This is a genomic window from Isoptericola sp. NPDC019693 (assembly GCF_044389085.1).
Lineage (GTDB): Bacteria > Actinomycetota > Actinomycetes > Actinomycetales > Cellulomonadaceae > Isoptericola.
Genome location: NZ_JBIRXP010000004.1, coordinates 15,841 through 29,137 on the forward strand (window position 1 = coordinate 15,841; position 13,297 = coordinate 29,137).

The 13,297-nt window shown below is 74.4% G+C and carries 7 protein-coding genes; 2 read left to right on the forward strand and 5 right to left on the reverse strand.

All coding sequences use genetic code 11. From position 1 onward, the window contains the following. Nucleotides 1–62: 62 nt before the first annotated feature. Nucleotides 63–1,451 carry an ABC transporter substrate-binding protein gene (locus ACH436_RS12655; protein WP_430560547.1) on the reverse strand — a complete coding sequence of 463 codons (1,389 nt, stop codon included), beginning with the start codon at nt 1,449–1,451 and terminating at the stop codon, nt 63–65. A gap of 223 nt (nt 1,452–1,674) precedes the next feature. Here ACH436_RS12655 and map point away from each other — a divergent pair, with 223 nt between their 5' ends. Further along, nucleotides 1,675–2,457: a type I methionyl aminopeptidase gene (map, locus tag ACH436_RS12660; RefSeq protein WP_430560548.1), complete on the forward strand. Its 783-nt coding sequence runs from the start codon at nt 1,675–1,677 to the stop codon at nt 2,455–2,457. 82 nt (nt 2,458–2,539) lie between these two features. Here map and ACH436_RS12665 read toward each other — a convergent pair whose 3' ends face one another. Continuing rightward, the gene (locus tag ACH436_RS12665) at nt 2,540–3,346 is read right to left on the reverse strand and encodes an HAD family hydrolase (RefSeq protein WP_430560549.1); all 807 of its coding nucleotides are present in this window, start codon (nt 3,344–3,346) and stop codon (nt 2,540–2,542) included. Continuing rightward, nucleotides 3,343–4,614: a serine--tRNA ligase gene (gene serS / locus ACH436_RS12670; protein WP_430560550.1), complete on the reverse strand. Its 1,272-nt coding sequence runs from the start codon at nt 4,612–4,614 to the stop codon at nt 3,343–3,345. The genes ACH436_RS12665 and serS overlap by 4 nt, the downstream gene beginning before the upstream one ends. Before the next feature lie 260 nt (nt 4,615–4,874). Between serS and ACH436_RS12675 the strand changes: the two genes are divergently transcribed. Next, nucleotides 4,875–5,990 (forward strand): diacylglycerol/lipid kinase family protein, encoded by a 1,116-nt coding sequence (locus ACH436_RS12675; protein WP_430560551.1) that lies wholly within the window; start codon nt 4,875–4,877, stop codon nt 5,988–5,990. 4,645 nt (nt 5,991–10,635) lie between these two features. Here the strand turns inward: ACH436_RS12675 and lgt are convergent. Next, entirely contained in the window at nt 10,636–11,640 is a 1,005-nt protein-coding gene (gene lgt, locus ACH436_RS12680) for a prolipoprotein diacylglyceryl transferase (protein ID WP_430560552.1), read from the reverse strand. A 62-nt stretch (nt 11,641–11,702) separates the two neighbouring features. Further along, entirely contained in the window at nt 11,703–13,274 is a 1,572-nt protein-coding gene (locus ACH436_RS12685) for a SulP family inorganic anion transporter (protein ID WP_430560553.1), read from the reverse strand. Nucleotides 13,275–13,297: the final 23 nt, after the last annotated feature.

The following is a 13,297-nucleotide window of genomic DNA, read 5'->3' on the forward strand; positions in this document are numbered from 1 at the left end:
TCCGGGGCGTCGTGGGACGTCCCGGACCGCGCGGTCGAGCGGGGGTCACTCGGCGCGTCGGCTCACTTCGGCCAGGACGCCTCGATCTTGTCGGTGACCTCCTGCGTGCTCGATCCGGTGAGCCACTCGACGATGCCCGTCCAGAACGTGCCCGCGCCGACCTCGCCCGGCATGAGGTCCGACGCGTCGAACGCGACGACCGTGTCCGGGTCGGACAGCACGCCGGCGACGTACTGGTCGAACTCCGTGGAGAGGTTCGCCGGGTCGAGGCCGTTGTTGGCGCTGACCCAGCCGCCGTCCGGCGTGCTCAGCGCCTTCTGGTTGGCCCAGTCCGCGCTGGAGAGGTAGGTCTGGAAGGCCTGCACCTCGGGACGGTCGTCGAACGCCGCCACGAACTCGCCGCCGCCGAGCATCGGCTTGACGTCGGTCTGGTCCGTCGGGAGGTAGAACGCGAACACGTCGCCCTGCTCGGAGACCTCGGTGCCCTCCGGCCACTGCGTCTGGTAGAAGTTCGCCGCGCGGTGCATCCAGCACTGCTGGTCGAGGATGCCGTTGCCCGCGTCGGTCCACGACTGCGTGGCGATCGAGTCGACCCCGCCGAGCCCGGCGTTGACGTAGTCGGGGTTCTTGAGGATCTCACCCGCCGTGTCCCAGGCCTTGACGACCTTGGGGTCGTTGAACGGGATCTCGTGGGTGTACCACTTCTCGTAGTCCTCGACACCCGCGGTGCGGAGCATCATGTCCTCGATGAAGTCGGTGCCCGGCCAGCCGGTCGCGTCGCCGGACTCGACCCCCGCGCACCAGACCTGGCCGCCGGTGTCGTCGTGGATCTTCTGGGTGAGGTCCATCAGCTCGGTCCACGTCTGCGGGACCTCGTACCCGGCGTCGGAGAACATCGACGGCGAGTACCAGACGAACGACTTCGCGTTCGCGCCGAGCGGCGCGGCGTAGAAGGTGCCGTCGACCGTGCCGTAGCCCTTCCAGGTCTCGTTGAAGAACTCGTCGACGTTCTTGGCCGTCGCGTCGGGCGCCGGCTTGATGGCGTCCGGGTAGTCCGTGACGATCGTGTTCAGCAGGCCGGGCTGCGGCAGGTAGGCGATGTCGGGCGCGTTGCCCGCCTTGACGCGCACCAGCAGCTGCGCCTCGAACTCGCGGGACGCCTCGTAGTCGATCTTGACGCCCGTGCAGTCCTCGAAGGCCTTGTAGGAGTCCTGCTGGGTGGCCCCCTCGGGGTCGACGATCGAGGTGTAGACGCTCACCGTCTTGCCCTCGAGGTCACCGAACTCCTCGTAGGCGGCGCAGTCGATCTCCGCGCTGGAGGCGGTGGTCTCCTCGCCGACACCGCCCTCGCCGTCGGGGTCGCTGCACGCGGCCAGCACGAGCGCGATGCCCGCGCCGCCTGCCGCCAGCGCCAGTGCGCGTCGCCGCGCCGTCGTCGTTCGTCTGGTCATCCCAAGCTCCTCCACTGCGTCGTGGTCCACGGAGGTATGCCCACCGATCGGCGGCCCGTGATCCTCAGTCCCCCTGACCTGGATCCTGCCTCCCCCCAGAGTTCACCGCACCCCCACACCCGGGTGCAAGTTCCTGCAAGGCCTTTCACGGTCACGACTCGGTGACGATTCATGACACCCTGGGACCCGGACCCCCGTCACCAGCTTTCCCGAGAGGACCGTCATGATCGAGCTGAGGAGCCCGCGAGAGATCGACCAGATGCGCCCTGCGGGGCGCTTCGTGGCCGAGGTGCTCACGGCAGTCCGCGAGGCGGCCGACGTCGGGGTGAACCTGCTCGAGCTCGACGCCCTCGCGCACCGGATGATCCGCGACCGCGGGGCCGAGTCCTGCTACATCGACTACCACCCGTCGTTCGGCGCCATGCCGTTCGGCAAGGTGATCTGCACGTCGGTGAACGACGCCGTGCTGCACGGTCTGCCCCACGACTACGCGCTGCGCGACGGCGACCTGCTGAGCATCGACTTCGCCGCCTCCGTGGACGGCTGGGTCTCCGACTCCGCCGTGTCGTTCGTCGTCGGCGCCTCCGCGACGCCGCAGCGTGCCGCCGCCGACGCGAAGCTCATCGAGACCACCGAGGTCGCCCTCGAGGCCGGCATCGCCGCCGCCGTCGCCGGCAACAAGGTCGGCGACATCTCCGCCGCCATCGCCAAGGTCGCGCGCGGCGCGGGCTACGCGATCAACACGGACTTCGGCGGCCACGGCGTCGGGCGCACCATGCACGGCGACCCGCACGTGCCGAACGACGGCCGCGCCGGCCGCGGCTTCCCGCTCAAGCCGGGCCTGGTCATCGCCATCGAGCCGTGGTTCCTCGAGACCACCGACGAGATCTTCACCGACCCCGACGGCTGGACCCTCCGGTCCGCCGACGGCTCGCGCGGCGCGCACAGCGAGCACACCATCGCGATCACCGCCGACGGCCCGGTCGTCCTCACGGCCCGCGACTGATCGCCGAGATAGAGAAGCTCGGACGGGGCCGCACCTGGTGGCGGCCCCGTCCGAGCTTCTCTATCTCGCGCTCAGGGGTTCGCTATCTCGGCAGGGAGAGCAGCACCGGCACGACGCCGTCCTCGGTGACGGTACCGGTGACCTCGTCCGCCGCACCCCGCACGACGTCGTCCGCGTGCCCCATGGCGACGCCGCGGCCGGCCCAGCGGAGCATGTCGACGTCGTTGCGTCCGTCGCCGACGGCGACGGTGTGCGCGGGGTCGACGCCGAGGCGCTCGCGCAGGCGCTCCAGCCCGGAGGCCTTGGTGACGCCCTTCGGCGCCACGTCCATCCAGGCGGTCCAGCCGACGGCGTACGTGACGTCGCCCAGGCCGATGCGGGCGGCCATGTCGCTGAACTCCTCGGGGGTGCGCTCGGGGCTGCGGATGACGACGCGGGTCACCTCGCGCGCCCACAGCTGCTCGAAGTCGACGACCTGGTGGACGCCGTCGAGCTCGCCGTCGGGGAACAGCGCGTTCATGCGGAAGCCGATGCCGATGTCCTCGACCGCGTACCGGGCGTCGGGCAGCTCCTCCCGCAGCAGGCGCAGGGCCGGGCCCGGGTCGAACGTCCGCACCTCGTCGAGCTCCCACCCGTCCGGGAGAGCCGCGTCCAGGCGCACGGTCACCGCGCCGTTGGAGCACACCATCCACCCGGACGTGATGCCGAGCAGCTCCGCGACCGGCGTCATCGCGATGAGCGACCGCCCCGAGGACAGCACGACGTGGTGCCCCGCCGCCTGGACCGCCGCGACGGCGTCGCGCACCGCCGGCGACAGGCCGCCGTCGTACCCGATGAGCGTGCCGTCGATGTCGAGGGCGACGAGGTACGGGGTCCGCTGCCCGCTCACGCGACCGGCTCGAGCACCTCGAGGCCACCCAGGTAGGGCCGCAGACCCTCCGGCACGCGGACCGATCCGTCGGCCTGCTGGTGGTTCTCGAGGATCGCGACGATCCAGCGGGTGGTGCCCAGCGTGCCGTTCAGCGTGGCGACCGGGCGCGTGGTGCCGTCCGCGGTGCGCTCGCGCACCCCCAGGCGGCGAGCCTGGAACGTGGTGCAGTTCGACGTCGAGGTGAGCTCGAGGAAGCGCTGCTGCGTCGGCAACCAGGCCTCGCAGTCGAACTTCCGCGCGGCGGAGTTGCCGAGGTCGCCCGCGGCCGTGTCGATGACCCGGTAGGGCAGCTCGGCCTTGGCGAGCATCGCCTCCTCCCACGCGAGCAGGCGCTCGTGCTCGGCGGCCGCGTCCTCGGGGGCGCAGTAGCTGAACATCTCGACCTTGTGGAACTGGTGCACGCGGATGATGCCGCGGGTGTCGCGGCCCGCCGCACCGGCCTCCCGCCGGTAGCAGGCGCTCCAGCCCGCGTACCGCTTCGGGCCCGCCGACAGGTCGAGGATCTCGTCCGCGTGGTAGCCCGCGAGCGCCACCTCGCTGGTGCCGACCAGGTACAGGTCGTCCTTCTCGAGGTGGTAGACCTCGTCGGCGTGGCTGCCGAGGAAGCCGGTGCCGCGCATGGTGTCCGGCTTGACCAGCGTGGGGGTGATCATCGGCGTGAAGCCCGCGCCCACCGCCTGGTCGACGGCCGCGTTGAGGATCGCCAGCTCGAGCCGCGCGCCGATCCCGGTGAGGAAGTAGAACCGCGACCCCGACACCTTCGCGCCGCGCGCCGTGTCGATCGCCGCGAGGCCCTCGCCGAGCTCGAGGTGGTCGCGCGGGGCGAAACCCTCGGCCGCGAAGTCGCGGGGCGCGCCCACCTCCTTGACGACGAGGTAGTCGTCCTCGCCCCCGGGAGGGGCGCCCTCGACGACGTTCGCGACGCGGTAGAGCAGCTCGTCGACCTGCTTCTCGGCGTCCGAGGCCTCCGCCTGGCGGGCCTTGACCTGCTCCGCGAGGTGCTTGGTGCGGGTCAGCAGCTCGGCCTTCTCCTCGCCCTGCGCCTTCGCCACCTGCTTGCCGAGCGCCTTCTGCTCCGCCCGCAGCGACTCGAACTCCGTGAGGGAGGAGCGACGGCGCGCGTCGGCGTCGAGCGCCGCGTCCACGAGGGCGGGGTCGTCGCCGCGGGCCAGCTGGCTCGCACGGACGACGTCGGGGTTGTCGCGCAGCAGTCGGAGGTCGATCACGCCCGCAAGCCTAACGGGCACGCTCTGCGCGACCCCACGGATATCCCGGTGCCCGCCACCTCGGCGCATCCGGAACTACCTCGCCGCGGCCGGAACTACCTCACCGGGTGTGGAACTACCTCGCCGGGCGTGGAACTACCTCACCGGGCAAGGAACTACCTCACCGTGCGCAGGACTACCTCGGCGGGCGTCGAACTACCTCGGCGTGAGATGGGCGACTTCGCCGGGTCCGGTGGGCCGATCCGTCGTAGGTTGCCGTCATGCCGGACGAGTACGCGGAGGTCGTCGCGCTGGTCGTCGCGCTGGTGATCGTGCTCGGCGCGCTCACCGCGACGCTCATGGTGTGGCGGCGCGCCCGCACACGGGAGCACGTGCTGGCGACGCGCGACGCGCAGCGCGCGCAGGAGGGCGAGGCCCGCGGGATGCGGCTCGCCGTCGTCATCAACCCCTCCAAGGAGGGCGCGGCGGACGTGCGCGCCATCGTCGAGCGCGTGTGCGCCGAGGCCGCTCTGCCCGCCCCTCTCTTCTACGAGACCACGGTGGACGACCCGGGCACCGGCCAGGCCCGGCAGGCCCTGGCCGACGGCGCGGACGTCGTGGTCGCGGCGGGCGGGGACGGCACCGTGCGGGCCGTGGCGGAGGTCCTGGCCGGGTCGGGCCGGCCGATGGGGCTCATCCCCGTCGGGACCGGCAACCTGCTCGCCCGCAACCTCGACCTGCCCCTGACCTCCGTGACCGACGCGGTCGCGGTCGTGCTGGGCGGCACCGACCGCGCGATCGACGTCGGCCGCGCCCGCGTCACCGAGTTCGCCCCCGACGCGGAGCCGCTCGTCGACGGCGACCCCCACCGGGCGCACCTCTTCCTGGTGATCGCCGGGCTGGGCTTCGACGCGGCGATGGTCGCCGACGCCGACGACCAGCTCAAGGCCAGGGTCGGCTGGGTGGCGTACTTCCTGGCCGGGGCACGTCACCTGCACGGCCGGCGCATGCGCGCGACCATCCGGCTGGACGACGGCGAGCCCGTCGAGGCGCGGCTGCGCAGCATCATGGTGGGCAACTGCGGCAGGCTGCCCGGCGGGATCACGCTGCTGCCCGACGCCGTCATCGACGACGGCGAGCTCGACGTCGCCGCCGTCGACACCCGCGGCGGCCTCGCCGGGTGGGCGCAGCTCCTCGGGGAGGTCGTGGCGCAGGGCATGGGCGTGCGCAACGACCTGCCCGGCAAGATCGGCCGGATCGACCACACCCGCGCACGGCGCGCGACGATCCGCGTGGACGAGGGCGAGCAGGCGCAGGTCGACGGTGATCCCCTCGGCAACGCCGTCGAGCTGGAGACCTGGGTGGAGCCTGGCGCGCTCGTGGTCCGGACGGGATGATCGCGTGAACGTCCCGCGTCCCGCGGCGGCCGTACGGCCCCCGGGAGCGCCGCCTGCATAGGCTGGCCCGCGTGATCCGCCCTGCCCGCGCCCGCGCTCTCGTGCTCGTCGCCACCCTCGTCGCCCTGGTCCTCGGGGCTCCGGCGGCGTCCGCGGCCCCGGCGCCGACCGACGCGGAGCCGCCCGAGACGCCCCTGGTGCTCGCCGGCGTGTCGGGGCTGCAGTGGTCCGACGTCGACGCGGTGCGCACCCCGAACCTGTGGCGCCTCATCGGCGGCGGGTCGGTCGCGTCGATCGCGGTGCGCACCCTCACGCCGACATGCCCGGTCGAGGGGTGGCTCACCCTGTCCGCCGGCAGCAGGGCCGTGGCGCAGCCCACCGGCGTCACGGGCGAGGACGAGGCCGAGGAGAGCTCCGGGCAGGGCCCGGACGACGGCGCCCCCGCCCTCGGGTGTCCCCCCGTCCCCGTCCCGTCCACCACGTCGAGCGGTACGGCGAGCGGTACGGCGGACGGCGCGGCGGACAGTACGAGCGACGCACCGGCACGCACGCAGGTGCCGGGCTGGTCCGGCCTCGGCGCGAGCGACCCCCTGACGCCGCACGCGGCCGAGCCGGGCGCGCTGGGCCAGGTCGCCGACGTCGCGGGAGCCTGCGCGACCGCCGTGGGCCCGGGGGCCGCCGTCGCGCTCGCCGACGACCGGGGCACGGTGGCCCGCTACCTCCCCGACGCGGGCCGGCTCACGGCCGCGCACGTGGCCGAGTGCCCGGCCACCGTCGTCGACCTGGGGGTGCTGCCCGACGCCGCCAGCGAACGCACCTCCGCCGTGGAGGAGCTCGACGCCCAGGTCGGCCGGCTCGCGGACCTGCTCCCCTCAGGCGGGCGGCTCGTGGTGGCCGGCCTCTCCGACACGCCGCTCGGCCCCGCGGACCTGCAGGTGGTCGTGGACTGGACCGCGCCGGGCGGCAGCGCGACGTGGCTCAGCTCGACGTCGTCCCGGTGGGCGGGCGTGGTGGTCCTGGCCGACCTGTCGGCGACCCTCGCCGACACCCTCACCGGCGGCGCCCTGTCCGGCACCGCGCCCGAAGAGGAGACCCCGGCCGACGACGAGACCACCGGGGCCGGCGCGGACGGGACCGAGGAGGCCGCCGACGCGCTCACCCCCGCGCTCGCGCCCTTCACCGGCTCGCCGCTGGAGCGCGGGGACGACCGCCGTATCTCCGTGTCCCGCACGGTCGAGAACCGGCAGTACCTCAGCGTGCTCACCGACACCGTGCCGCGCCTGTCCCCGCTGGTGCTCGGGCTCGTCGGCCTCGCCGACATCGTCGTCGTGGGCGCGCTGCTGCTGGCCCGCCGTCGCGGGTCGGCCCCCTCCCCGGGCCGGCGCCACGCCCGGCGCGCGGGCCTCGCCGTCCTCGTGGTCGCGTCGAGCCTGCCCGTCGCCGCGTCGCTCGCGACCCTCTCGCGCTGGTGGGCGGCGCCGTCACCGGCCACGACGCTGGTGCTCGCGCTCACCGTCGCGGCCCTCGCCGCCGCGCTGGTCGCGTGGTTCGCGCGCCGCCTGCTGCCGCCGTCGCCCTGGCGCCTGGCGACCAGCCTCGCGGGCGTGACCTGGCTGGTCATCACCGTGGACGGCCTCACCGGCACGACCCTGCAGCAGGGCTCCCTGCTGGGCCCGGCGCCCTCGCTCGGCGCACGGTTCTACGGCTTCTCCAACACCGTCTTCGCGGTCTACGCCGTGGTCGGCCTGGTCCTCGCCGCCGGGCTCGCGGCGGCCGTGCGCGCCCGCGGCGGCAGCCCCGCGCGGGCCGGCTGGACCGTGGCCGCGGTCGGCCAGGTCACCGTGCTGGTGGACGGTCTGCCGCCGTTCGGCGCCGACTTCGGCGGCATCCTGGCCCTGGTCCCGGGGTTCGCCGTGCTGGCGCTCGCGATCGCCGGGGTGCGCATCACGTGGCGGCGCGTGCTCCTCGTCGCCGCCGGGACGCTCCTCCTGGTCGCGGTCGTGTCCGTCGTGGACTGGCTGCTGCCCGGCCCGGGCAGCCACCTCGGCGGCTTCGTCGAGTCCGTCGTCGAGGGCAAGGCGCTCGGCGTCGTGGCCGGCAAGGCCGCCGGCGCGTGGGCGACCGTCGCCAACCCCGCGGGCGCCGCGGCGCTGCTCCTGTGCGTCGCCGCCGCGTGGGCCGTGCTCGCCCCGGAGCGTGCCCGCCTCGACGGGCTCGCGCGCGCCTACCGGCAGGACCCGGTGCTGTGGCGGCTCGTCGTCGCGCTCGTCGTCACCGCGGCCGTGGGCACCCTGCTCAACGACTCGGGCGTCGCGGTGGCCGTGATCGTGCTCGCCCTGGCGCTGCCCGTGCTGCTCGCCGGGCGTCTCGCCCACAGGGACGCCGCGGACCCGCCGCCCCGGGACGGCGCCGCGCGCGCCGCGGGCCCCGTGCTCACCCGCGTGCCGGCCGTGCTCGTGGGCGCGTCGGCGGGGCTGCTCGTCGCCCTGCTCGTCGGGACGACGGCGCTGCCCGGCTCGGCGTCCGCGCGCGCCGGCGACGTGTCCGGCACCGGCACCCCCGTGGTGGACGACGCGCACCCGGTCGTCGTCGTCGGGACGCAGGGCGTGCGCTGGGAGGACGTGAGCCCGTCGGCCACGCCCACCCTGTGGGACGTGCTGCGCGACGGCGCCAGCGGCGCCGGCGTGACCCCCGCCGTCGGCGGCGCCTCGGCCACGTGCCCGGCCGCCGGGTGGCTCGGCCTGTCGTCCGGGCGCAGCCCGGTGACCGGCCAGACCACGGACGGCGCCTGGTCGTGCGCCCCGTGGGAGGTCGCACCCGCGTCCGGGAGCGACACCGCGACCGTGGACGGGTGGGACGAGCTCTCCGCCCTGCAGTCGTCGTCGGAGTTCCGCCCGACGCTCGGCGTGCTCGGCGACGCGCTCGCCGACGGCGGCGTGTGCAGCACCGCCGTCGCCCCCGGCGCGGCGCTCGCCCTCGCCGGCCGCGACGGCACCGTGGCGCGGTACCGCGACCTCGACGCGGCGCTCGCCGACCCCGCCGACGCCTTCTCGTGCCCCGTCACCGTGGTCGACGCCGGCAGCGCGCCCTACCACCCGGACCCGGAGGGCTACACGGGTCGCGTCCCGCTGCCCGACGACGTGACGACCGACGGCCCGGCGCGGGACGCCGCCCTGCGCTCCGTCGACGCGACCGTCGGCCGGGTGCTCGCGGCCGTGCCCGCCGACGCGACCGTGCTGGTGACCGACGTCGGCAACCCCGCCCCCGGCCGCCCGGCACTGGGCGTCGGCGTGGCCGACGCAGACGCGGACGACGCGCCCGCCTACCTCACGTCCGGCGCCACGCACTGGCTCGGCGTGGTGCGCCTGCTCGACGTGCCGACCTCCCTCGTGACGGCGTTCGGCCTGCCCGTGCCCGCCGACCTCAGCGGCTCGCCCATCGAGCTCGCGGTTGAGCGGCCCGGCGGCACCGGGGCGACCGTGCGCGAGCTGGCGGGGCTCACCGAGCGCGACCACATGCTGCGCGTCACCACGGGCACCGTGACCACCGCGCCCGCGTACGTGGGGCTCGCGGCCTTCGCCCTGGTCGTGCTCCTGCTGCCGCGCCTGCGCCGCACCTCACCCCGTGCCGCCGGCCGGTGCGCCCGCGTGCTCGACGCCGTCCTCCTGGTGTGCGCGGCGGTGCCCGCCGCCGCGTTCCTCATGACGGCGTGGGGCTGGTGGCGCCTCGAGGACCCCGGCACGGCCCTGTGGCTGACGCTCGGCGCGAGCACCGTCGTCGTGGCGCTGGTCGGCGCCCTCGCGCCCCGGCGGCCCGCGTGGGCCGGCGCGACGGTGATCGCGACCCTCACCTTCCTCGTCCTGACGATCGACGCCGTCCTGGGCACCCCCCTGCACCGGGGCAGCCCGCTCGGCTCGGCCCCGACCCTGGGCGGCCGCTACTACGGCTTCGGCAACCCCACCTACTCGATCTACGCGACCGCGGCCGTGATTGCCGCCGCCGGGCTCGCCACGGCCGTCCGGCACCGCTGGGGGCGGATCCCCGCCGCGGCCGTCGCCTCGGCCGTCGGCCTGGTCACGCTGGTCGTGAGCGTGTGGCCCACCCTCGGGGCCGACGTCGGCGGCGGGCTCGTGCTGCTGCCGGTGTTCGTCGTCCTCGTGCTCAGCGTGCTCGAGGCCCGCGTGACCTGGCAGCGGCTGCTCCTGGCGGGCCTCGCCGGCGTCGCGCTGGTCGCCGCGATCGGCGTCGTCGACTGGCTCCGCCCCCCGGCACAGCGCACGCACCTCGGCGCGTTCGTGCAGTCCGCGGTCGACGGCACGGCCCTCGAGACCATCCTGCGCAAGGCCGGCTACGCGCTCCGTTCCCTGAGCGGCGGGGTGCCCGCATGGGTCGCGCTCGCCGTCCTCGTCGGCCTCGTCGCCGTCCTGTGGGGCGGCCCGAGGCTGCGGGCACGGTGGCTGCAGCGCTCCGAGGACCGGTGGCCGCTGCTGCGGCCGGTGCTGATCAGCCTGATCCTCGCGGGCGTCGGCGGCGCCGTGGTCAACGACTACGGCATCCGGATGGTGTCGATCATGCTCGCCGCCGCCGTGCCGCTCGTCGGGCTGATCGTGCTGCGCACGGGGATGACGGAGCCCGACGAGCGCGGTCAGCCGGCGTCGCCGGAGCGGGTTCCCACGTCGTCGGAGGCGCCGCCCGAGGTGCCGGCGGAGGTGTCGGCGCCGGCGGAGGGCGCGTCGTCGGACGGCGCGGACCGCCCCGGCACGTAGACGGAGACCTCGGGCTCGGGGTGCTGCCGCCCCCGGACGACGAACAGCGCGACGCCCAGCGCGACAGCGACGAAGGACGTCCAGATGTTCGCCGGGATGCCGAGCCACTCGTTGCTCGTGGGGTCGATGCGGAGCGCCTCGAGCCAGCTGCGCCCCAGGCCGTACCAGACCAGGTACAGGGCGAAGAGCCGGCCCCAGCGCAGCCCGTACCCGGGCTCGCCGACGGCGTCCGCCCGGACCTCGGCGCGCCGTCGCGCCGCGCGCTCGACGAGGAGGAGGACGGCGATGCCCAGCAGGTTCCAGAGCATCTCGTACAGGAAGAGCGGGTGGAAGAGGGTCGCGTCCGGGTACCCGGCCACCGCGCCGTCGATCTCCAGGCCCCAGGGCAGCGTGGTGGGCGCCCCGTACAGCTCCTGGTTCATGTAGTTGCCGAGCCGGCCGACCGCCTGGGCCGCGAGCATGGCAGGCGCGAGCGCGTCAGCGAACGACCAGAACCGCAGGCCCGCCCGACGGCACCCGATCCACACCCCGAGCGCACCGCCGAGGAGGGCGCCGTAGATGGCGATGCCGCCGTCCCAGATGCGCACCCACTCCCAGTAGCCCCACGGGCCGGTGCCGTCCGCGTAGTCGCCCAGGTGGGTGAGCACGTGGTAGATCCGCGCGACGACGATGCCGAGCGGCACCGCCCACATCACGATGTCGAGCGTCACCTCGCTCCCCGCGCCCCGCGCGACGAGGCGACGGTGCGTGATCCACGTGGCCAGCACGATCCCGGCGAGCAGGCACAGCGCGTAGACGTGGACCGAGAACGGACCGAGCTCGAGCACCGCCCACGCGGGGTCGGGGCTGGGGATCGACGTGGAGAGTCCTCCGGCTGCGGGCATGGTCCTGAACCTATCGTGCGGCCACCCCGTCAGTGGCCCGTCAGTGGCCGGTCAGTGACCCGTCAGTGGCCCGCCCCGAGCGTGCCGGCGAGCCGGTCGAGCCGCTCGGCGCTGTCGGCGTCGAGGCCGCGGAACTCCACGGTCTTGCCGTGCTGGGCGTACTTGTGCTGGACGGCGTCCAGCGCGGCGACGGTGGACGCGTCCCACACGTGCGTGCGCGACATGTCGATGACGACCCGGCGCGGGTCGCCCGCGTAGTCGAAGCGGTAGACGAGGTCGTTGGACGACGCGAAGAACAGCTCGCCGTCGACGGCGTAGACCCGCTCGTCGTCCTCGTCCGAGGCGTCGAGCCGGGTGACCGTCGTCAGGTGCGCGACCCGCCGCAGGAAGAGGACGGCCGCGACGACGACGCCCACGATGACGCCGTAGGCGAGGTTGTGGGTGGCCACGGTGACGACGACGGTCGCGAGCATGACCGCGGTCTCCGACTTCGGCATCCGGCGCAGCGTGGACGGACGGGCCGAGTGCCAGTCGAACGTGCCGACGGACACCATGATCATGACGGCCACCAGGGCGGCCATCGGGATGGTCGCGACGACGTCGCCCAGGCCCACGACGAGCGCCAGCAGGAACGCGCCGGCGAGGAACGTCGACAGGCGGGTGCGGGCACCCGACGCCTTCACGTTGATCATCGTCTGGCCGATCATGGCGCACCCGCCCATGCCGCCGAAGAAGCCCGTGACGACGTTCGCCACGCCCTGGCCCCACGACTCGCGCGTCTTGTTCGAGTGGGTGTCGGTGATGTCGTCGACCAGCTTGGCGGTCATGAGCGACTCGAGGATGCCGACCAGCGCCATCCCCAGCGCGTACGGGGCGATGATCTGCAGCGTCTCGAGGTTCAGCGGCACGTCCGGGAAGAACAGGGTGGGCAGGGACTGCGGCAGCTCGCCCTCGTCGCCGACGGTCGGGACGTCGAGCCCGCCGAGCAGCACGGCGCCGGTGATCAGCACGATCGCCACGAGCGGGGCGGGGACGACCTTGGTCCAGCGCGGCAGCAGCACGATGATCGCGAGCCCGGCGGCCACGAGCGCGTAGACCCACCAGCGGTTGTCGGGCGTGATCTTCTCGCCGAACAGGTGGGGCAGCTGGGACGTGAAGATGAGGATCGCCAGGGCGTTGACGAAGCCCGTCATGACCGACCGCGGGACGAACCGCATGAGCTTCGCGACACCGAGCAGGCCCAGCACCACCTGGATGATCCCGCCGACGATCACGGTGGCGACGAGGTAGTCGAGGCCGTGGTCGCGCATGACGGGCGCGATGACGAGCGCGACGGCGCCCGTGGCGGCGGAGATCATCGCCGGCCGACCGCCGACGAACGAGATCGTCACCGCCATCGTGAACGCCGCGAACAGGCCGATGCGCGGGTCCACGCCCGCGATGATGGAGAACGCGATGGCCTCGGGGATGAGCGCCAGCGCGACGACGAGGCCCGCGAGGACCTCGGTGCGCAGGCGGGTCCCGGACGAGAACGCGGCGCGGAACGACCCCGAGGACGCGGCCTCCGGGGCTCCTGTCACGGGCACGGGCTCGCCGGCGGGGTCGGGCAGGGCGGCACGCAGGTCGTCGGACACGCCGAGGCTCCGTTCGGTTCCGG